20 protein-coding genes are annotated in these 22,371 nt (G+C 44.0%); 7 read left to right on the top strand and 13 right to left on the bottom strand.

Annotation, left to right across the window (positions count from 1 at the left end; genetic code table 11):
* Positions 1–80: 80 nt before the first annotated feature.
* Positions 81–4,109 (bottom strand): DUF5695 domain-containing protein, encoded by a 4,029-nt coding sequence (locus C400_RS0106040; protein ID WP_017426323.1) that lies wholly within the window; start codon positions 4,107–4,109, stop codon positions 81–83.
* A gap of 263 nt (positions 4,110–4,372) precedes the next feature.
* Complete coding sequence (locus C400_RS0106035) at positions 4,373–5,065, bottom strand: TetR/AcrR family transcriptional regulator (RefSeq protein ID WP_016821438.1); 693 nt, start codon at positions 5,063–5,065, stop codon at positions 4,373–4,375.
* Between the two features lie 136 nt (positions 5,066–5,201).
* Here C400_RS0106035 and C400_RS0106030 point away from each other — a divergent pair, with 136 nt between their 5' ends.
* Positions 5,202–6,554, top strand: a complete 1,353-nt coding sequence (locus tag C400_RS0106030) for an MATE family efflux transporter (RefSeq protein ID WP_017426322.1) — start codon at positions 5,202–5,204, stop codon at positions 6,552–6,554.
* Positions 6,555–6,655: 101 nt separating this feature from the next.
* Here the strand turns inward: C400_RS0106030 and C400_RS0106025 are convergent, their stop codons facing one another.
* Complete coding sequence (locus tag C400_RS0106025; RefSeq protein WP_017426321.1) at positions 6,656–7,543, bottom strand: AraC family transcriptional regulator; 888 nt, start codon at positions 7,541–7,543, stop codon at positions 6,656–6,658.
* 109 nt (positions 7,544–7,652) lie between these two features.
* On the opposite strand from C400_RS0106025, the gene C400_RS0106020 reads away from it, so the two are divergent.
* A complete protein-coding gene (locus C400_RS0106020; protein WP_017426320.1) occupies positions 7,653–8,591 on the top strand; it encodes an EamA family transporter in 939 nt (312 codons plus the stop codon).
* A 137-nt stretch (positions 8,592–8,728) separates the two neighbouring features.
* Here C400_RS0106020 and C400_RS0106015 read toward each other — a convergent pair whose 3' ends face one another.
* The 3 genes from C400_RS0106015 to C400_RS28390 all read right to left on the bottom strand — a co-directional run bounded on the left by C400_RS0106015 (position 8,729) and on the right by C400_RS28390 (position 10,512).
* The gene (locus C400_RS0106015) at positions 8,729–9,202 is read right to left on the bottom strand and encodes a DinB family protein (RefSeq protein ID WP_017426319.1); all 474 of its coding nucleotides are present in this window, start codon (positions 9,200–9,202) and stop codon (positions 8,729–8,731) included.
* A gap of 105 nt (positions 9,203–9,307) precedes the next feature.
* A complete protein-coding gene (gene csaA, locus C400_RS0106010; RefSeq protein WP_016821443.1) occupies positions 9,308–9,640 on the bottom strand; it encodes a chaperone CsaA in 333 nt (110 codons plus the stop codon).
* 53 nt (positions 9,641–9,693) lie between these two features.
* The gene (locus C400_RS28390; protein ID WP_235193679.1) at positions 9,694–10,512 is read right to left on the bottom strand and encodes a DMT family transporter; all 819 of its coding nucleotides are present in this window, start codon (positions 10,510–10,512) and stop codon (positions 9,694–9,696) included.
* Positions 10,513–10,754: 242 nt separating this feature from the next.
* On the opposite strand from C400_RS28390, the gene C400_RS0106000 reads away from it, so the two are divergent.
* Entirely contained in the window at positions 10,755–11,648 is an 894-nt protein-coding gene (locus C400_RS0106000; protein WP_016821445.1) for an AraC family transcriptional regulator, read from the top strand.
* A 295-nt stretch (positions 11,649–11,943) separates the two neighbouring features.
* Here the strand turns inward: C400_RS0106000 and C400_RS0105995 are convergent, their stop codons facing one another.
* Genes C400_RS0105995 through C400_RS0105985 form a run of 3 tightly spaced genes read right to left on the bottom strand, consistent with a single transcriptional unit; the run spans position 11,944 to position 14,178 of the window.
* Positions 11,944–12,696, bottom strand: a complete 753-nt coding sequence (locus tag C400_RS0105995; RefSeq protein WP_017426316.1) for an amino acid ABC transporter ATP-binding protein — start codon at positions 12,694–12,696, stop codon at positions 11,944–11,946.
* 14 nt (positions 12,697–12,710) lie between these two features.
* Entirely contained in the window at positions 12,711–13,370 is a 660-nt protein-coding gene (locus tag C400_RS0105990; RefSeq protein ID WP_017426315.1) for an amino acid ABC transporter permease, read from the bottom strand.
* Positions 13,371–13,410: 40 nt separating this feature from the next.
* On the bottom strand, positions 13,411–14,178 hold the full coding sequence (locus tag C400_RS0105985; protein ID WP_016821455.1) for an amino acid ABC transporter substrate-binding protein: 768 nt from the start codon (positions 14,176–14,178) through the stop codon (positions 13,411–13,413).
* A gap of 318 nt (positions 14,179–14,496) precedes the next feature.
* Between C400_RS0105985 and C400_RS0105980 the strand changes: the two genes are divergently transcribed.
* From C400_RS0105980 to C400_RS0105960, 4 genes are all read left to right on the top strand, one after another.
* A complete protein-coding gene (locus tag C400_RS0105980; RefSeq protein ID WP_016821456.1) occupies positions 14,497–15,423 on the top strand; it encodes an ABC transporter permease in 927 nt (308 codons plus the stop codon).
* Between the two features lies 1 nt (position 15,424).
* Positions 15,425–16,375 carry an ABC transporter permease gene (locus C400_RS0105975; protein ID WP_016821457.1) on the top strand — a complete coding sequence of 317 codons (951 nt, stop codon included), beginning with the start codon at positions 15,425–15,427 and terminating at the stop codon, positions 16,373–16,375.
* 240 nt (positions 16,376–16,615) lie between these two features.
* Entirely contained in the window at positions 16,616–18,259 is a 1,644-nt protein-coding gene (locus tag C400_RS0105965) for a peptide ABC transporter substrate-binding protein (protein WP_017426313.1), read from the top strand.
* A 29-nt stretch (positions 18,260–18,288) separates the two neighbouring features.
* Positions 18,289–18,639, top strand: coding sequence for a DUF3899 domain-containing protein (locus C400_RS0105960; RefSeq protein WP_232795322.1), 351 nt, complete (start codon positions 18,289–18,291; stop codon positions 18,637–18,639).
* Between the two features lie 243 nt (positions 18,640–18,882).
* Here the strand turns inward: C400_RS0105960 and C400_RS0105955 are convergent, their stop codons facing one another.
* The 4 genes from C400_RS0105955 to C400_RS0105935 all read right to left on the bottom strand — a co-directional run bounded on the left by C400_RS0105955 (position 18,883) and on the right by C400_RS0105935 (position 22,369).
* A complete protein-coding gene (locus tag C400_RS0105955) occupies positions 18,883–19,560 on the bottom strand; it encodes a vWA domain-containing protein (RefSeq protein ID WP_017426311.1) in 678 nt (225 codons plus the stop codon).
* Positions 19,561–19,603: 43 nt separating this feature from the next.
* The gene (locus tag C400_RS0105950) at positions 19,604–20,152 is read right to left on the bottom strand and encodes a hypothetical protein (RefSeq protein ID WP_016821461.1); all 549 of its coding nucleotides are present in this window, start codon (positions 20,150–20,152) and stop codon (positions 19,604–19,606) included.
* Between the two features lie 339 nt (positions 20,153–20,491).
* On the bottom strand, positions 20,492–21,592 hold the full coding sequence (locus tag C400_RS0105940; RefSeq protein WP_016821463.1) for a toxic anion resistance protein: 1,101 nt from the start codon (positions 21,590–21,592) through the stop codon (positions 20,492–20,494).
* Between the two features lie 96 nt (positions 21,593–21,688).
* Positions 21,689–22,369, bottom strand: coding sequence for a hypothetical protein (locus C400_RS0105935; protein WP_017426310.1), 681 nt, complete (start codon positions 22,367–22,369; stop codon positions 21,689–21,691).
* Between the last annotated feature and the right edge of the window lie 2 nt (positions 22,370–22,371).

Here is a 22,371-nt window from a genome sequence, read left to right as displayed (position 1 = left end):
GATACCCATCGCCCCTCTCCCCCTTTGCAGGAAGAAAGTGACGATGGGAAAGATTAGCCATGACTATGCGTTGTTGCCTCTCATTCAGGATACTCCCACTGATTTAGCTGGCTGATAAGCCGAGACGGTAAGACAGATGTTGCCGGGGATGTCGTAGTTGGCGGGGTTACTGAAGTCTCCGGGCTAATCGGAGTTACCGGTGAAGCCACTGCCCCTGCCTCAATCACAGTCACCTTGGCCATTGCCTTTAACTCTGTCCCATCCACTTTGCCCTTCAATTCAAACGAACCTGGAGCAGCATATTGTGCAGGGTCTATATCCTCCCATTCCACAGCCACCCATTTGGTGGAGCCTTCTCCATACGTAGCTTCCACTACGCTTGGCAGTTCAGGTTTTTCACCGACATGAGTTGTTACATTCACCTCTTTTAACGCAGTGATGTTCTCAGTTGCCGTCAGACTCTGTGCTGTACCGGAGGCCAGACCTGCCACCTCGTTTGCATTCAAAGCGCGGCTATAGATCCGGAATTCATCCACCAGACCATTGAAATACGGATCAGGGTACTGGGACTTACCGATAAAATTATTTTTCGTCTGTCCCAGACTGGTTGGATTCAAGGTCAGGTTGGTATTGCGTCCCACTTCTTTCCCATCCACGTACAAAATACCTGTGGAGCCCGAAAGCGTGACCGCAACATGCTTCCATACGCCTGTCGGCAATACAGGGGCATCAATCGTCTGTTCCTGTCCTTGCCCGTTACCCTGATTCGTAATGGCAAATAGCATCCGGTTCCCGGCTTTAGGGGTCAGGAACATATATTCATTGGTCCCGGAGCCGAAGTCAAAAATCCGCACATAATCGCTCAGGCTGTTCGCCTTGACCCAGCCGGATACGGTCAATTGCTGTGCCCGGCTGACAATCCCCGCCGGAAGCTGCACATAGCTGTCCTTGCCGTTCAGGCTGACAGCGTTGCCTCTTTTCCCCGCAGCCCATGCCGCAGTTCCCTTAACGGTAGCATCATTGCCGCTTTCCGATGAATCCGCAGCAACAGCACCGCTGGCTTCGTCGAACTTGTAAACTGCAAGCTGTTCAGGTAACGGTGCCGCCGGTTCAGCTATCACAGTTACTTTAGCCTCCCCTGATAACTGGGAATCGCTGGCTGTCAGCTTGAATATATACGTTCCTGGCTCGGAAACATCCACTTTCGTACGTATTGATGTTTTGCTGCTGAATGTGACCTTCGCGTTCTGTGGTCCTTCAACCAGACTCCACTCGCTAGTCACCTTTCCTTGCGGAAGCCCATCATCTGTAGCCGTACCTTTCAGAATAATCTGATCCGGCAGCTTCACCTTGGAATCTTTGCCTGCATCAACGACAGGTGCTTTGTTGGGATCTGGTGTGGTTGGTGTCAGCTCTACCGTATAGGAGGATGCTGTACCAATTTCCAATTTAAGCTTATTGGTTGGTGCATACGCATTAAACTTGCCTTGCGATTGTCCCCCCACTTTAACCAGGTACGTTCCTTTCTTTAAACCATCAAATGTAACGTACGTAGAATGAGCTTGACCCGGCGTTTGATTTTTCAATTGAAGCCATACATTATCCTTGGATGTTGCCAGCTTGGCTTCAGTATACTGATCCTTTTCCAGCTCGATATACAGCTTTTCCGTGATCAAATTGACCCGTTTGAACAAACCGTCCAGCGGCTTGATCGTATACACGTTACCGCTTTTGCTCACCTCTGCACCGTAACCCGTCAATCCGAATATCGGATCAACCGCGATATCCGCGCTTAAGGTTTTAAGTGCACCGAACAATCCGAGGTCAGCCTCACCGCTCATGCCGCGCCAGCCGTTAAAGAGCGGGACATTTTTACCGCCACCAGTGCCGTTTGTTCCGTTATTGCCTTTTTCCGCTTGATACGTCCATGCGACCGCCCCGATGTTCTCAGGGTCCGAGCTGATTTGCCCGGAGTTAATCGCTCCGACATTGGCAATTTTGGCAGCATAGGACAGACGTTGTTGCTCCTCGCGATGATTGTCCTCATGATGACGAATCCAGTCATCCATCGCATATCCCGCAAGTGAAGTCGTGTACTGGAAGTTAAACCAGTTCTCCCCGGTAATCGTCACCGGATCGGTATAGTAGTACCATACAGGCATATGGCCGCGTGATGCACGAGTTTTGGCATTGATTTTACCCATCATTTCCAGGGCTTTACTTTGCTCGCCCTCTGTATCTATATTCTGCTTGGCTAACGTATATACAGCCTCTTCGCCTGTATTGTCGTAGCTATATTCAGAACCGTAAGGATACTTTGTATTTTTAAAATTGTTATACTTACGATCCATTTTTTCCTTGAGATCATTCGCTTCATCATCATAGCCCTCATCATGCAGGGCCTGAATAATATCCGGTGTGGTCAGCTCACCCATCAAACCTGTTTCCCAGTTGTACGCAACGGGTCCTTCATACAATGCTTTGAAAATGTTATAGGCCCGCAGCAAATAGGTTTCCTTCGGATGCTTGTAAGTGACGAGATCCGGGTATTCCTTGGCAATCTTATACATACTGAAATACGTGTTGTATACATGCGGGTAGGCATATCCCCGGTAGGTCGGTGTATCATTTGGCTCCGGCATCAGGAAATCATGAATTAAATAATCCTCATGATGTCCATTCATCAAATTCGTCCAGATCGCCGTCTCCAAATAATCGTCCACAGCCCGCACTTCTTTGGCGACTGGAGAAAGCGTGTTTTTCTCAGCCAGGAACTGTCCGTGGGTCAGACCCCAATCGTCCCCCCAGCCCCAATAGCCGTTAAAAATATTGCGTTTGGATTTGGTATGCATCATCCAATCGTCAAATACCTTATCGCGTAAATCACCTGGTACGTTCCACTGGGTTTTGTCTACCATAAAGGTAGCGTGCCGTTGCAGCGCCTGATCAATCGGCTCGATGGCATAGAATTGCAAAACCGTTTTGCTGCCATTTCCGTATTCCACCGTAATGAAATTCGGGCCCAGCTTAGTAAATTTCAGTTCATAAATGTGGTGTCCTCCGGCCTTGCTATCCGTCTGCGGAATAACGGTTCCGTCTGGATAGGTCACCTTGTTGATCGTTTGCTTGGTACGCAGATCCACCTTCGCCTTTTGGTTCGTAGGCACAATCATGCCTGGTACGACAGTAGTATCCACCAAGTTTTCTTGATACAACGTATCCTTTACATCATGCTCGTCCTTCACCGCCAGAAACTTGAAGCCATAGTTTTTGCTTTGTCCGGGATTCAGGATCAGGCTTGTGTTGGGTAAATATCCACGGTTGGTGGACTTGATCACATTGGAATGAATATAAAATACATTCAATCCCTCCAGCCATTTGCCTTCGTTGGCCGGATTCCAGGCCCACTTGCTGCCCGGATGCTCCTCATCTCGCCAATGATCTTGATACTCAAAACCAGCACCTGTGGTGGAATCAGGAATCAGTAGCAGCGAAGAACCAATGCCGCTCGGACGCCCAGCTGTAATATAGGAGCCGTTATTGCCGACAAAGGAATGCGTCACGACTCTCGTTTCGTAAATCGCATCACCATAGGTCCACTGCTCATTAAAAGGTAAAGGCAATCCAAAATCGCCAATCTCTAATTTTTTGCCACTCGTATTCTGTACCTGTATGTTCCACAGCACCGAACCATTCGACTCCGCCGAATAGGTTTCAATGACCTTAAAATTACGTATGCCTTCTGCATTATTTGAGTTCTCATACGTGACCGTAACACGGTTGCCGCTGGTCGTAATCTTACGTGCGTCTGCCGACTTATTTGTCCACGCCTTCGTCCAGCTACCTTCATCCAGTCGGTACGTGAACATCAGCTCCCCTAGCCACTGATGATCTGCCGTGTTCTGCTCAGGTGTCACCGATGCGTTCATGACATATTCCGTCGGAAAAGCATCTCCTTTGATACGAATAGATGAAATTTCCCCATGCTCTCCTGTCTGAATCGTCAGCTTGTCATTGGATAGCTCATGGGCCTCTGCCGTATGCGCCCCAAACAACACAGACGCTGTGGTTAAAAACAAAAACGCCGCCAATATTCCCTTAAATTTCATCAACACGGCCTCCTTTTTGATCTCGGGGTCCTGATTTGCTTGCCAATCACCTGAAGTCTCTTCATTTCGCCGCAACCTCCTTGGAAATGTAAGCGCTACAACTCTATTGTACAAAGCCTTGTCCATTGGTAAAATCAACATTTTCAACCGATTTATATAGGATTTCAACCTAATCGTGTCGTGGGATTATATATTCAATAACAATTTAGAGTAAACGCAAACCTAATTAAAACCGCCCATCCAATAATGGATGGGCGGTTTTTTTACATACTACTTTCCTGCTCCTTGATCACCTGCTCAATTCCCAACAAAATCAGCTTTAATCCGAACTCGAACGCTCTGTCGGTTCCCATCAGCTCGAACAGCCCATTTTTGAACATCCGCCGGAATAGTCCTACTTCTGTCTCACTCATGGAATCCAGAAGGTGAACCATCTCTTCACCCGGAAGTGCTCCCTTGTCCTTATCCTTAAGGAGCGCGGAGACATTACGTTCATGCTGATAATCGTCCAGGACGAAGTAGGAGACATAGTTCACAAGCGTTGTAACCACTTGCATTTTCTGCTCTTGCTCAAGCGGCGCCGACTCCACGCAGAGCAGCATACGGTTGGTGAACCGGATGATGTCCGGTTCGTGGGGCAGCGTCATCATCATGAGCTGCGTGGAGCAGGGGTACCGATACAGTACACTCCGCATCGTTACCGCCAGCTCCCTCAGTTGCTCCTTCCAGTCCCCCTCGGAATGAAACTCCTCCAGAATCGTTTTCGATACCTGGTTGGCCAGACGCTGATAGAGATTCTGCTTGCTTTTGAAGTACCAATATAGAGAGGGAGCCTGAATTCCCAGCCGATCGGCCAATCGTCTCAAGCTGAATTTCTCGATACCATCCTCCCCTAGAAGCTCCCACGAAGCTTCTAAGATCTTATCTTCCGAAATCTGAGGTTGCTGCTTTTTCATCGGTTATCCGCCCTTTAATCTAACAGTGTAAGTTTATTCTTTACAGATTTATTAATTCATGATAACATCTAACACTGTAAGGTTCAATCTAACGGTGTTAGATTAGGCCAAATAAATAAAGAAAGCAGTGACTCGCATGGATGCAGAAAACCTCCATTACTTTGAAAAAGCACCGATCGCTAAAGCCGTAGCTCACTTCGCTGTACCGATGATGCTAGGTACGTCAATGAGTGTCATCTATTCCATCTTAAATGCCTATTTCCTTGGCACTCTCCACAATACCGCCATGTTAACCGCACTCGCACTAACCTTGCCGTTATTCGCGGCCATTATGGCGATAGGAAATTTGGTTGGCATCGGCAGCGGTGCATTTATCTCCCGATTGCTGGGAGAGAAAAAGTATGCTGATGTAAAGAATGTGTCTTCATTCGCCTTTTACAGCAGTTTAGTTCTCGGTCTTATCTTGATGGCCCTTGGTCTCCCGTTGATCGATTCACTCGTTCAGGGTCTGGGGGCGACACCTGACTCCTTCGGCTTCACGAAGGACTATGTCACGATTATGCTTATAGGTTCGCCATTCGTCGTATTATTCTTCACACTGGAGAATATCGTGCGCTCGGAGGGTGCTGCAATTACGTCGATGATCGGCATGATACTCAGTGTTGTCGTGAATATTATTCTCGATGCGCTGGTCATCTTCGTTTTCCATTGGGGCGTGATCGGCGTTGCGTCAGCTACGGTTATTTCTAATGTGGTTGCGAGTATATTCTACGCCTTCCATATGGGATATAAGAGTCAATTTTTAACCATCTCCATAAAATGGTTCAAGGCTACCAAGGATATTCTGAGCAATGTATTCAAAATCGGAGTTCCCGTGTTTATTATGAGTCTCTTTATGGGTGCAATGTCACTCGTCTTTAACCATTTTCTTGTCGAGTATGGGGATCAGGCCATAGCGGCTTACGGAATTTCCTCACGTTTATTACAATTTCCTGAGTTTATTTTGATGGGCTTATGCGAGGGTGTTGTACCATTGATTGCCTTTAGTTTTACAGCGAATAAATTACGAATGAAACAAACCATTGGATTTACAATCAAAGCGATTTTGGCCTTGGCAGTCGTGTTTGGCATCATCGTCTATCTGATTTCCGACCATCTAATTGGTTTATTTACCAATGACCCGCAATTAATTGTAATGGGCAGCTACATTCTGCATGTGACCTTCTTATCCTTGTTCATTACGGGGATGACCACGTTGTTTACGGGGATTTTCCAAGCAACGGCGCAGGGAACCGCTGCGTTTATTATGTCCGTCATACAGGGAATTACTCTGATCCCCGTGCTATACATTGCCAATCGAATGAGTGGCTTCCACGGGGTGGTCTGGTCGCTCGTCATTGCGGATGCCGTCGCGTTCCTTGTTGGAACTATTATGCTGTATGTGCTGCGGAACAGATTGCAGCCAGAGCTGGATCATTTAGTACAGTAGAAAACATATAACATGCAAGAAGGCAGGATAAGGACATTAACCGATCCTGTCTTTTTAGATTCCGCCGCTACTTAGCGTGGTAGATAAAAAAGCCCTGAATATCAATCATCCATTTTTAATTTTTTGTAGGCTAATGGTGTCATGTTCATCGCTTTTCTGAATCTTTCTATAAAATAGCTGGTACTGTTAAATCCAACCTTATAGGCAACTTCTGTAACGTTAGATTCTGCTTGTTGCAATAAGACTAAGCTTTTTTGAATCCGATAATCCATTACATAATTCAACGGAGTTACCTTTAAAATTCGTTTGAAATATCGGCAGCACTCCGAACGACTCAATTGACCAGCTTTTGCAATATCATCTAATGTGACTTTTTCAGCATAATGTATATAGATCCAGTTTAACATTTGTTTGATCCGTTGATTCTTTACCATTTCCACCTGGTCGTATTCTAATGGAAAACCATTCATGACTAGGTTTTTCCAAATTAATGTTAAATACATCGTAATATCGATTTCATAGTATGGAGATTTATGTTGAATACATTGATTAATCTTCAACATGGCATCTAAAATGTTTTTCCCCCAAAGCTCGTTAGAATCTATGTATACATAAGGTAAATTTGTCGCTTGAATGTAAGGAGCTACGTAAGGTGTGTAAAGCTCTTGTGATAAAACGAAATGAGGAGAAACATTTAAACAGACATAGACGCAACCCGATTGATTCTGATCTTCCGCCATATGTAGGCAGCCACTATTTATAAATAACCCATCACCTTGTCGTACGATTCGTTTATCCTCATTTATTTGGAAGATCGCCTCCCCTTTTACAACCAGAACAAATTGAATTTCATCATGCCAATGAAGTGGTATGTATCCATGTATATTTTGGCTAATCGTTGTTTCATAACATGCAACCGGTAGTACGACCGTCCGATGCTCGGTTAGTTCTTTTAGGTTTTGGCCAATTATGAAATCTTTTATTTGCAAATCATCACGACCTCAATATATTTATATTTTAACATCAAATTCAGGTATAATTTAAAATTTTTTTCACCTATTATAACACTATTATTATATTTCAAGGTGGAGAACATTCATGGATAAATCAGCTAGAAAAACAGGATTATTTCTTGTTACCACAGGAGCTATATTTTGGGGAATCAGTGGGACCGTTGCAAAAAAACTTTTTCAACAAATCGATGTAAATTGGCTTGTAACAACACGTTTGCTCATTGCTGGTGTTTTACTCTTGGCCCTTCAATTTTTAATAAAAGACCGTACACAAATATGGGGTGTGTGGAAAAATAGAAGGACTGCTTTCCAACTCGTTGTCTACGGTTTGGTTGGTATGCTGTCAGTTCAATATACGTATATGGCATCGATCCAACGAGGTAATGCTGCTGTTGCGACACTATTACAGTATTTAGCACCTATAATGATTATCATTTATTTAATTCTGCGAAAGCACACTGTCTTCACACGAAAGGATCTGTCAGCGATTTTGCTGGCTTTAGTGGGTTGTTTCTTCTTGTTAACAAACGGCTCCATTTCTCAGCTATCCGTTCCGACGGTCGCAATCGTTTGGGGGATCTTATCAGCAATAGCCCTAGCTTTTTATACCCTATACGCAATACCTCTTCTGAAGCAATACGATTCCCTAGTTATTGTGGGTTGGGCGATGGTCATCGGCGGTTTTGGACTAAGCTTGGTCCATCCACCTTGGCAGATAGACTTTCAAAGCTTGTCACTAGAAACCATTTTATATCTAGCGTTCGTGATCATATTCGGCACAATGATCGCATTTTGGTTCTATATAGAAAGCTTACAGAGTCTTTCACCAAAAGAAACAAGCTTTCTAAGTAGTCTGGAACCTCTAGCTGCTGTTCTAACAACTGTGTTTTGGTTAAAAGAGCCTTTTGGTTTTTTTCAATGGGTAGGTGTAATATGTATCATCGGACTGATATTGTTATTGGCATTCAATAAAAAGCCTTCTTCAAATAACCAATCAAAAGAAGATATCCCGCTCTCAGAGTAAGCTAAGCTTATGGAGAGGCATTAGGATAAAGCTGCTCCTTAATGGAGAAAACGGCAGCCGTTTTTATGGCTGCCGTTTCATTATATTTATGAATCTACTGTTTGAGGTGTTGAGCTCGTTAGATAATACATCGAACGTTAGTTTTTATTTTGAGGTGGTTGCTTAATCATAAAAGGCACATTTTCTACTCCAACCATTCGTACATACGTAAACAATTGACCTTTATGGTGAATCTCATGGTCTTTCGCCATGGATAGCCAGAAGCTCCCAGTGCCGAGAAAGTTCCTAAATTCAATCTCCTGTTCTAGCTGTTGAGCATTTAATTCCTTCAATTCTCGGATTGTTTCCTCCGTCAATTGATCGACGATGTTGCGTACATCGGCTATTGTGTGATATTCGTCTATTTTTGTCGGTGGAGTGAAGGTACCATTTTTTACGGTATCCACGAACATTTTCATAGAACTGGCTATGTGAACGATTAGGGAACCCATGGGCATCGCATTGTCCCAAGGCTTAAAGTCAATATGCTCATCAGGAATGACTTCAACCAATTCTTGCAACACCGATCTGTGCCTTAGCCATTCCTGAAGATATTGAGCTACTACAGACATGCTACCAGCCTCCAAAATTTAGTAGTTTTCTAAGATAATAATTCTATACTTGCAACCAATTACCTTCTTTTATGAAAAGGACACAGATGAAAAAGGAACGATTTGTCATCCAATAGGCGTTCCATCAGGTAGTTTAATATCTGGTTTCAATAAAACCACGTCCCCACTCTCGGGAATACCTCCAAGGACTAATACCTCTGAATTAAAGCCTGCTATCCGCCGAGGAGGAAAGTTGACTACAGCTATGATTTGTTCTCCTATAATCTCTTCCGCCACATATCTTTTTGTAATTTGTGCACTCGATTTTTTTATTCCAATATCTTGTCCAAAATCGATTTCAAGCTTAATAGCAGGTACTTTAGCTTCTGCAAAAAACTCAGCGTTAATTATGGTTCCAACCCGAACATCGAGTTTCAAAAAATCATCAATCGTTGCCATGTAAGTATTCTCCTCATTATTTTCTTAAATTTCACGATAAACCGTAAACAATTTTAATATTTTGCAACCGCAAACTTTAGCGATTTTGCCCAAAAATACATCCCCATACCGAACAAAGTCATGATTCCACCTATGAATTGAAATGCAGACATGATTTCTCCCAAGAATAAGTAGGCGAGAAGGATGGCGAGAACAGGCTCTCCAATAATACCCACTGACACCGTAGTTGCCCCCATTGACTTCAACAGCAGATTAAAAATATATTGACCAAAAATAGTTGGAATTACTGCAAGTAATAAGAAATACGTCCAATCCGACGAGTCATATTCGATCAAGGAATAATGATTCACCAAATTGTAGACTAGCAGGACACTGCCGCCAAGAAAAAAGACAATCACACTATAAAAATTTGCACTTATTTTGTGGCTTACCTTCTGTCCTGCTATCATATAAGCCGAAACCAAGATTGTTCCTAATAGGGATAACCCATCCCCGATTAATGCCCCTTTCGACGTCCCTATGTCTCCCCAAGCTATAATGATTGAACCGATAAGAGCAGCGATCAAGCAAAAAATAGTGAATAGGTTTACTCGTTCTCTGAACATAAAGTATGAACCAATCATTACGAATAAAGGCTGTAATGATAAGATGACCATGGAGCTCGCAACTGAGGTATATACCAAAGATTCCATCCAGAATAAGAAATGTAACCCGAGAAAAAGACCAGCCAAGAAAACGGTACCCCAATCTCTTTTGGTCATATCTGAGGTACCGAGCATTTTCCAGGGTACAAAAGGAAGCATTAATATGACTGACATATACAATCTATACATTCCAGCCACGGAGGTTGGAGTATGTGAAGATTTTATCATGATGGAAGAGACGGAAACCGACAAAATACTGATGAACAGTAAAAAATACGGATTCAAAGATAGCGATGTTTTATTTATTTTCATAATGACCCTCTCAGATGTTTTTGACCCCTTGTCTGTGCACAGAACAATTGAATAATAAACTGAACTGAGTATAATAATATCACCGCTTTTATTTATTTTGTGTAAGTATATCTTTCATTTATATAGGAATATCGTCATAAGAAAGGAATCTTTCTTCAATGGAAAAACAACTGCACGAGACCATTCTCTATCCCGATGTTTCATTTCCATACATCATGTACACCCATTCGGTTCATGAAAGTATTCCTAAAGGTAGAGGATTTAACGATTTACATTGGCATGAAGAACTACAGATCACTTTGGTTACTAAGGGGAAACTTGTTATACAAGTGAACGGGATTGATCATGAATTAGACACAGGTCAAGCTATTTTAATTAATAAGGGTGTTCTTCACGTGACTACCCAGCTTTCACATCACGGTCAATATGTCAGCTTTAATTTTCCAGAGAAGCTGTTGGCCTTTTATGCGGATAGTGCGATGGAAAAAAACTATGTACTGCCTTATACAAACTCTTCCTTACTGTCACTAGTAATTAAAGGAGATGCTGAATGGCAAATTCAAATACTACAAATGCTGTGGGATATGAAACAGAAGTTTGATATGAAAAAAAGTTGGGGATGGGAATATGAAGTAGCCATCAAAACAGCACAATTATGGTTCATCTTAATATCTAATATTTCGCTTTCTTCTGAGGAAGCACCTAAATACGTGAAAATACAACAGGAAAGACTTCAATTGATGCTTAGCTTTATCCATCAAAACTACTTCAACAACATAACCCTGCAAGAAATTGCCGATATAGCACATTTAAGTGTTTCAGAGTGCACTCGTAGTTTTAAGAGGACCATTCATATGACACCTTACGACTACTTGATTAAATACCGCATCAAGAAAAGCAGTGAATTACTAACCTCAACACAATATACCATCACTGAAATAGCCCACAGAGCGGGCTTCAATCACGTAAATCACTTCATTCAGTCGTTTAAAAAACATTATAATAAAACACCTAAAGAATTCCGCAAATTAAGAAATGAATTCATGAATTAAGAAATGAACTAGCCAGTGTCAGCTTTTATTGCAACCTAACAACTGCAAAAAAGGGAGATGGCGCTTTGCCATCTCCTTTCTCTTATTCCTACTCACACTTCCTGCTTAAAAACATATTACATGCACAGTGGTCGGTGAGCGAAGCGGGCAGAATTGTTCTGAAGAAGCGGAGCGTTCGCCTTTGCAACGGGATTTTAACCTTACCAGGTGTCATATAAATGAAAAAATCCCGTTGCAACAGCGATCGGAAGAACAATCTGCACGCGCAGCGCCTCCCCTGGAAAGAACTATGTTTTTAAGCCTCCACCCGATTCAAAAACACCTTCGTCCGCTCCAACTGCGGATTGCCAAAAATCTGCTCCGGTGTACCGGATTCCGCAATTTCTCCATTGTCCATAAAAATGACGCGATCCGCCACATCTCTCGCGAAATTCATTTCGTGGGTCACGATGACCATTGTCATATGCTCTTCAGCCAGCTTTTTGATTACTCGCAGCACCTCGCCTGTCAACTCAGGATCAAGGGCCGAGGTTGGCTCGTCAAACAGTAAAATATCAGGGTTCATCATCATTGCCCGGGCAATCGCTACACGCTGCTTCTGTCCCCCCGACAATCGGGACGGATACGCATCCGCTTTATCCGCCAAGCCGACTTTAGCCAGCAACTCGGCGCTTTGGCGTCGCAGCTCAGCCTTGCTCACCTTTTTCACCAGCTTTGGAGCCAGTTCCAGATTATCCTGCACCGTCAAATGAGGGAAGAGGTTAAAATGCTGAAACACCATGCCCATTCCGGTAGTAATGCTCTTAATGTCGCCTGCCGGAGCATAGTGACCATTTTCCACCAGTGCTTTATCATGGATGCGGATCGTCCCACCCGTCACATCTTCCAGGTGTACCAAACTACGGAGCATGGTACTTTTCCCTGAGCCTGAAGGACCGATGACAGCTACAACCTCGCCCGCTTTAACATTAAAGCTCACTCTTTTCAGAACGTCGAGTTGGCCGAACGATTTTTTCAAATCGGTTACTTCTATTGCGTTTGTGTTCATATCCGACATTCCTTTTACTCAAATTTAAAGCGTTTTTCCAGCGCTCTGAAGAATATGGTAAGCACCAAAGCCATCAACAAATAAATAACGGCCGCTACAACATAAGGCACAATCGTAAAATCGCGGTTTACAGCTGTATTAGCAAAATGCAGAAGTTCCGGTACCGCTACCGCATACAGCAGAGCTGTATCCTTCACCAAGGTCGTCGCCTCATTGGTTACCGCAGGCAAAGCAATCCGTACCATTTGCGGCACAATGACTCTAATCAGCGTTTGCGACTTACTCAAGCCCAGCACTTGCGAAGCTTCGTATTGCCCTTTATCAATCGACAACATTCCGCCTCTAAAAATTTCTGCAAAATACGCCGCATAATTCAGTACAAATGCCAGTACCGCAGCCGTTGTACGGTCCAGTACCAGATATTCCCCAATGACAGGCAACATCGGTAGACCAAAACAAAAGAACAATAATTGCAGCAATAGCGGCGTGCCTCTTATAACATAAATGTACGTGTGCATCAGCCAGGCAATAGGTTTAAACCGACTTTTGGCCAGCAGTGTAACGATAAACCCCAGCGGAATAGACAAGATGAGCGTAATGAAAAATAAAATAACCGTCATCTGTGCCCCTTCAAGCATAGGCTTCATAATTCGTAAAATATATTCCATACTCATAACCTTCGACTCCTAAACCCTTAGTTCATTACACTACATATTAATTTAATACTTTATCTTCACCGAACCATTTTTTTGAAATCTCAGCTGCTTTTCCGTTCTTGTGTAGCTCATCCAAAGCAGATTGTAGCTGCGTCAACAGCTCTTCATTCCCTTTTTTCACGCCGATGCCGTATTCCTCAGGGGCCAGTGATTCATCAAGCAGCTTATACGTCCCTTGTTCCTTGGACATATAATACTTGGCAACAACCTCATCAATGACAACTGCATCCAGGCGACCAGTTTTCAAGTCTGTCAAAGCGAGAACGTTGTCCGGGTACTCGGACACTGACTTCAATTTACTTTTAATCGGATTCGCATCCAATGCATCGGCTGCTGAGGACAACGTCTGGAGTCCCACCGTTTTGCCCGCCAGATCAGCCAGCTTGGAAAGACTGGAGGTAGCTGGAACAACAATGACCTGACTGTTTTTCAAATATGGCTTCGTGAACAGTACTTTTTCCTTACGCTCATCTGTAATGGTGTATCCATTCCAAATGAGATCAATACGTCCACTGTTCAGCTCGGATTCTTTGGCAGACCAGTCAATCGGCTGGAATTCCACTTGCTTGCCCATTTGTTCCCCTGCCGCCTTCGCATAATCAATATCAAAACCGGTCAGCTCATTATTTTCATCTCTAAAGCCCATCGGCGCGAATTTATCATCAATTCCAATAATCAACTTGCTGCTATCCTTAGCGCCGGAACATCCGGCCAACACGATCATAATCAACCCAATCATCATCGTAAACATGGCTGCTTTTCTCATCTTATTCCCCTCCAACAATGGTGACCCCCGTATTCAAAAACAGGTGGCAAACGCTTTAGTTCGTTAACACGTTATCAGAGTATCATCATAACATACCGCAGGATACTCGTCGAGAGGAATCAGCGGAATCTTAGCCTTATAAACATGGAAAACTTGTGACGAAAATTTGACCTGTGTTCTATAATGTAAAACCTTACCTTGACATGTTACCTTATCCGTTTTATCATTTCCTAGTATTCTTATATACTTTTATTTATTTCGAAGATTCAGCAGCAATAGAATGTAAATCAGCTTGATAGACAGGAGAAATAAAGTCCCATGTACATTTTAAAACGTCTTTTCACGATGCTCATTACGTTATGGATTATCGTCACTTTAACGTTTATTATCATGCACATCATTCCGGGAGATCCATTCTCGAACGATTCCAAGACGATTCCGGAGGCCGTATTGCAAAACATGCGTGCTAGGTACAATCTGGACAAGCCGCTCGCTGTGCAGTATGTGTTGTATCTCAAAAATCTCCTCGTGCTGGATATGGGGCCGTCTATTCAATCGAAAACGACTGACGTAAATATGCTTATCGCCAGAGGCTTTCCACCTTCTGCACTGCTGGGTATTCAATCCATCGTGGTTGCGATTATAGCCGGTATTGCGCTTGGAACATTGGCTGCTTTACACCATAATCGACCACTGGATTATATTTCGATGTTTATCGCCATTGTGGGTATTTCCATACCCAGCTTCATATTGGCACCACTGTTAATCAAGTATGTTGCCGTCAAATGGCATCTGCTTCCGGTCGCCTCATGGGGAACCTGGCAGCATACGGTGCTTCCATCGCTAGCTCTCGCTGTTTCACCTCTTGCTGTTATCGCCCGTTTTATGCGGACAAGTATGCTGGAAGTCATGCATGAGGAATACATACGCACCGCCAAAGCGAAAGGATTGTCCTCTTGGGCAGTAGTCATTCGTCACGGACTACGCAATGCATTGATTCCGGTGCTGTCCTTTATCGGACCGCTATTCGCTTCCGTGATTACAGGTACCTTTGTCGTCGAAAAAATATTCGCCATTCCCGGCATCGGTAAATATTTTGTAGACAGTATCTTTAACCGGGATTATCCAGTCATTATGGGTACGACCATTTTCTACAGTGCCATTCTGGTCGTCACCTTATTTTTAATTGATATTTCCTATCGCCTTGTCGATCCACGAATCAAATTAGTCAGCAAAGGAGATTAACATGAAAGCAGCACCTACTGTCGAAAAGGACAGCCTTTTTAGTCTTGTAGACCGCAGCCAGATGCCCACCCCCGCGTTGACCAGACCCCAAGAGTCACCATGGCGGGATCGGCTTCGCAGACTTTTTAACAACAAGCTTGCTCTGTTGGGGCTTTCCCTACTTATCATCATTATTGTGCTGGCGATTGTCGGACCTTCCATGGTTCCTTATGCTCCGAGTGACCAGTCCCTTTTGAAGACGAATCTCTCTCCTTCGAAAGAGCATTGGTTTGGCACGGATGATCTGGGCAGGGACGTATGGGCACGGACATGGGCCGGAGCTAGAATTTCACTTATGATTGGTTTTGCTGCTGCTGCCATTGATTTAGTGCTTGGCATTCTCGTCGGCTGTGTAGCTGGTTATTGTGCAGGCCATGGTAAAATGGGCGACCGAATCGACAATGTCCTGATGCGAATTATTGAGATTTTGTACAGCATTCCTTATCTGCTGGTCATCATTCTGCTGCTCGTCATTATGAAGCCCGGCCTGCTCACGATGATTATTGCTTTATCTATTACTGGATGGGTCGGCATGGCACGGGTAGTACGTGGGCAAATCCTACAGCTCAAGCAGCAGGAATATGTACTGGCAGCCCGTAGCCTGGGAACATCTCATTCACGCATCATTTTCAGGCATCTACTGCCGAATGCAGCAGCAATCATTATCGTAAATTTGACGTTCACTATTCCGTCGGCTATTTTTGCCGAATCGTTCCTGAGTTTTCTTGGTCTGGGGATTCAGTCTCCTTCGGCCAGTTGGGGGACGATGGCTAACGATTCGCTCGGCGTTATTTTAAGTGGTCAATGGTGGCGTCTATTCTTCCCCGGTCTGATGATATCGCTCACCATGCTGGCGTTTAACACACTTGGAGACGGGCTTCAGGATGCACTTGACCCGCGTTCACAGCATTAAAAACACAGATATCCAAATTGGACAAGGAGGGGTGTCAACATGATCCGCAGCTTCTCGCCTAACCGCAGAAAAAACGGCAGTTCCTTTATGGAAGTGCGCACACGCGGCATACCTGCCGGAAAGGAGGTTGAATAAATCCCGGCTGATCGTTTCGCTCTCTATATATTACTGATTTGAAATCGCTTTGGGATTTAAACACAACGTTCAAATAACTAACCATAATAATGGAGGAAAACCACGATGAAAAAAATGCATTGGATGACGATCATCTTACTTTTAGCCGTAACGGCTTTGGCAGGATGCTCTGGCACTGCAGACAAGACAGCAAGCAACGACTCGTCCGCTGCGTCTCAAGCAGATGTCCCGCAAGAAATTACAGCCAATCTGGCAGGTGGCGAGCCTTATACACTGGACCCTGCTTTCGCCTCAGATACAACGTCCTATTTTGTCATTGATAACCTGTATGAAGGGCTGTATACATACGACAAAGCCGGTAAAATCGTAGAAGGTGCTGCCAGCAAAGTAGACGTGTCTCCTGACGGTAAAACATACACCTTTACCATTCGTGACGGCGCAAAATGGTCGAATGGTGACCCGCTGACAGCTAAGGATTTTGAATACTCCTGGAAACGGGTACTGAATCCGAAAACGGCTGCTTATGATCCTTCTGCCCTCTACTACATCAAAGGTGCCGAAGCGTACAACACAGGCAAAGGTAAAATTGAAGACGTAGGTGTTACGGCTAAAGATGATAAGACGCTTGTCGTTGAGCTAAAATCACCGCTGAGCTTCTTCCCTACGATTGCTGTCGGTCACGCCTATTTACCTGTGAACCAAGCTGTTGTAGAGAAAAGCGACAAATGGGCAGCTGAAGCTAACACGATTGTCGGCAACGGCGCGTATGTAGCCAAGGAATGGAAACATAACGAACAAATTACGCTGACGAAAAACGATCAATACTGGAACAAAGATGCCATTACGATGGCAACGATTAACTTCAAAATGGTGCAAGACTCCACAACCTATTATCAAATGTACAAAACAGGTGATTTGGATCTGATCCTGAGCCTTCCTGTAGATACACTGGATCAGGAAAAGAGCAGCAAGGAATTCCTGTCGCACCCATCTTTTAGTGTGTACACGTATTCTTTCAACGTAAAACAAAAGCCGTTTGACAATAAAAAAATCAGACAGGCCATTGCCTACGCCATCGACCGTGAAGCACTGGCTACCAACGTAACCAAAGGTGGCGAGACTCCGGCATACGGCTATGTTCCATACGGAACAACAACACCGTCCGGCAAGGACTTCCGTGATGAAGCGCCGAAAAAATACTATGAGTTTGATGCAGCAAAAGCAAAACAATTGCTGGCCGAAGGTCTGAAAGAAGAAGGTTTGACCAAGCTGCCTCCGATCACTTTCAAATACAACACATCGGACAAGCATAAAAAAGTAGCTGAAGCCATTCAGGAAATGCTGAAAACGAACCTGGGCGTTGAAGTGACGCTGGAGAATCAGGAATGGAAAACATACATTGATACCTTTAAACAAAAGAACTTCCAGATTGCCCGTATGGGCTGGGAAGGAAACTTCCTTGATCCGCTTGGCGTATTGGGACACTATACTTCCAAAAATTCGAACAACTTTACCAACTGGAGCAACCCGGAGTATGACAAGCTGATCGAATCCTCAACCTTTGAGCTTGATCCGGCAAAACGTTTTGAACAGCTTCACCAGGCGGAAGACGTATTGATGGAAGATCTGCCGATTATTCCGATCCAGTTCTCTGCGGACACCGCATTAATTAGTCCTAAAATTCAAGGCATCGTATTCGATGCTCGTTCGAACCCGGATCTCCGTTTTGCAAAACGGGTCGAAAAATAATGATTTTACGTTTCGGGATCACTACCCTGATGGTCGGTACCTTAGGATTTCTATCCGCCGCACCCCATCTCGTGTACGGTCGTGAAAACCTGGCTACCGCGAATCTGCTATTTCTGTTAGGATTGCTAGGCTTGGTAATCGGTGCAATCTTCCATGTCCTGCAAAGTGGCTTTCTCACCCTCTTTCTGCGGGGATTTGCCGACATCGGGCAGTTGTTCATTCGTCAATCCAAGGCATTGCAGGAGGAAAATGAACGTTTGCGTTCCGATGAATCTCTGTCAGCCTGGAAAACATCCATGTTCCGCCACCTCAAGGTATATACTTCGGGGTGCGGAACGGGACTTATATTTTGCTCGATAGTATTAATGGGGATGAGTTAGGGGGATGAGGAGCTTTCTTGCAGTTGGTGGGCGCTGCACGTGCAGATTGTTCTTCCGAACGCTTCGCTTCACCAGAACAATTCTGCCGGCTCCGCTAACAACCGCCATAATGCTTCTATCGTTTTAGAGATTTGTAAGATGAAAAGAGAGAGTTCCGCAAAGCGTTTGCTAGCGGAACTCTCTCTTCTTGCATTTTTTATATTAAACTTTGAAAAAAGTCTCATAGTACAATACTTAGTAGCCTTAATAAATATGCTTTTCCTTCGCTTCTTGCAGCCATGACGGGAACTCGTTAAGCAATAATTCGTACAATTGATTGTCTTCCATAGATTCGATATCTTGTATTTGAAAGAAGTTGGCATTATCTACCACACGACCTTCTATGTTGTCGAGCTTCTTTAACACACCAAAATCGGATTCACCCACACCGATAAATTGCCAGAAAATTGGCTCTCCTGATGAATCAATAACTGCGTTGTCAATATTGTCCCCTTTGCCACGCTTCACACCGCCATCATTAATAAAAATAACAAAAGCCGGATCTGAAGAGGGTTCTTCCTTGGTGTACTTGGCTATGACATCGCGCATCACTGGAGGCTCATCATTTCGACCAAACTTGGGTAAATAATCATTGGACAAAATATGTTTTTCCACATAGTTGTCAACGTCATTTTCGGTAACGGATGGCAACCGTGAAAAACGGTGATCATAGACCCACACATCCAGTACACCATCATCATCCAAAGAACTCGCTACAGCAACAATTCGCTCCAACACTTTTTGAACGATCCCATTTTTGTACAAACTTCTCATAGATCCTGAAATATCGAGCACTAATCCAACTCTCGCGGTCACATTCGTTAGATTCTTTTTAGTTAGTACCAATTGCGCATTCTTTTTAAGTAAAGAAATACCGCTCATGTTCCCCACGCTCCTCTATGCTGTTTTCACTAGTCCATTTAACCTACCATCTGCGTCGTCGCTCGTCGCCACTTAGAGGAAAGTCGCTCAATTCTCCGAGTTGGTCATGTGCAGCCTTATAAATGCGGAGGATCGCTTGCACCTTGTTAAAATCATTGTCTTCCGGACCGAATCCTTCCATATACATCCTTTGGATAATGTTTTGGAAAAAATCCATACGCTCGCGGATGGAATCCTGTTCGATTTGCAGCACATCTTCAAAGCTGTGTGTCTCAGCAAATTCAGACAGCTCATCAAAATCCTGTTCCTGATATCGCTCTCCCCGAGTTTCGGGATTGAGATCAATAGAGGTACGCAGGGTTGACAATAAAATATTTTCCCGTGCCAGCATGACATGAAAATCTTTGTTCTTAAACAGATCCGTAACGATCAGACGGCACATTTCCTTGTTTTGCAGCAGAATCCCATCAAAGGGATGTAGCGTCCACACACCGTAGTTAAAAAATAAATTAAAATTGAAGCTGCTGCTCCCATACTGATATACAATGTTGATTTTCGATTCATCGATGATTTCAAATGAAAATTCCAGCATGCATTCTCCTTTGGGATTCCAATATTTAACTCTATCCTATCAGAAAATGCATGATTTTCAATAAAAAATTTTATTTCACAGTTTCATTTAACTCCACAATAGAGTCTGCTTTTTCACTACTGGCAGCCACGAGTAAAAAGACAATCACACACCCCAAAATAAAGGACATCATACGCTCATTCTCTCCTTTGTCATTTCGCTTTTTAAGAGTTTATGCACGAGAATGCTATATATGTTCATCATGTCCTTTATGCTCCGCTGCCAAACCAAAGAAAGACGCCTTTGGGAATCACCCTGGCGTCTTTTTTCATAGATTATTGTGTTATTGAATATTAGTTATCAGTTCAAAAACGAACTTAGCCCCTCAGAAGAATGGTTGTCCTTCAGTGGTTTGGATTGTTCTTTCCCTTCGATGCCCAAACGCTGGCTAAGATTGGCATTGATTGCTGTCATTTTACTTGTATAATCGTGGCAACTTTCAATAATTCGACGGTTCGATTTTTCAGACAGATCCAAAGCAGATACCAAATCACCAATCGCCTGATTCACAGCCTCCAATGACATAGAAGGCTTGCTAAGCAGATCCGTTGTTCTCTCAGTCGTCGTTTTGAGAAGCTTCGCATTTTCCTTGAATTGATCCTCAATCGTACGGTTAGTCGCATCAACGGCCGAAATAATTTTATCTTGATCCGCCAGTGCCATCGCGATCATAGCCGATACGGTGATCAGATTCGATGTTTTATCAATCGCATTATTAACAGAATCAATCAGTTTATCATTGTTATCATTAATAATATCCGTTGCTGCAATCGCCTGATTGTATAACAAAATCATTTCAGTCATCGACTGTGTGCGAGTAACCACTTTGCGCAATCCCCGCTCCAGATGAGGCTTACGATTTTCATTTTCCGGCTTGGCAATCTCGGTTTCGAACAGCTCTTTCAAGCGATTACCAAAGGCAATTTTCGTCTGTAAATTGTAGATTTCTTCAATGGAAGCCTTCTTCAACTGTCTCATGCTGACAATATTCTCTTCCAGATTATCCTTACCATCTCTCAAGGCAGTAATGATTTTCTCGATGTTCGTCTTCACCGACTGATACTTGTAGATATAGTTTTTCAACGGGCTTTTACGCAGGAGCTTGCCAAAAAAACCTACATCTTTACTCTGCTGGAGCGTTTCGCATTCATCCCGGAGTTTTAAGATCATATTTGAAACCTCAGCCCGATCACCGGACATGAGGTCGTTTACCGGACGATCCAACATTTTAAGGGTTTGTCCCGCCCGTTCCTGCGTTTTAACCCCCAGCTTGCCAATGTCATCCATTAAGGTATCCAGACTCATAACATCGCTTTGCGATACCTTTTGAATCAGCTGTGAAGCCTCCTCAGTCACCTTTTGTTCATCTTCTTTTTTCAATTCAGCCCATGGGGTCGCCATGATGCTAACCTCCTATTCTGAAAACAACTGTTGCCCAAGGCTAATAGTGTTTTTCAGAGCAGCTATGCTGCTGATTTTTTATTCTATTAAAATAACCTACAATTCGGAGCTGCTGTACCGCTGGTGAATAAGCTCTGCTTTGCTCTGTAATTCCATCAGGTCCTTATGCTCCACCGTGGATACAATTACAGATATTTTGCTATCTACATCTCGCAATCCGTTTAGTAGCGTCCTGCGGTTGGTCCGTTTCGCGTCGCCACTGAGACGAAGAAACGGGTTAATCAGTCCATTCAAGTCCTTCAAAATCAATCGCCGAACCGTGTGATTCACTTCACTATTGTTCAATTCATGCAAAAGCGGGATGACCCGCTGCAAACGTGCAAATAGAGCCAGCGCCTTCTCGACAATCTCGTTATCAAGCGCATCTTTCTGTCCCTCGGAGATCACCATATCCTCCAGTACTTCCAAATACTCCATGACCTGAGCAAATTCACTGCTCACCTGATCCGGCAAACGTGCTTGTCCTGTTATAGACTCTCGCGGTGCGGCGATTTCCTTTTTATGTTGCTGTGCCTGATCAGCCTGCTCCTGCATCACCGGAATCACGGAACCGGTCAGATTAGGACGAGGATGGCGAACAGCCATGACAGCACTGTATCCTCCGATACAAATGATCGGGATTGCCAGACACACAAACAACGGCAACCAATAACTTAGTAAAAGCGCAATCAGGTAGCTGACCACAGCAATCGTGGCACCCCACATTTTAGAAGTCATAG

The sequence above is a fragment of the Paenibacillus sp. ICGEB2008 genome (assembly GCF_000307675.1).
In the GTDB taxonomy this organism is placed as follows: domain Bacteria; phylum Bacillota; class Bacilli; order Paenibacillales; family Paenibacillaceae; genus Paenibacillus; species Paenibacillus polymyxa.
The sequence above is the reverse complement of the archived record's forward strand: the minus strand, read 5'-3'. Positions and strand labels throughout refer to the sequence as shown.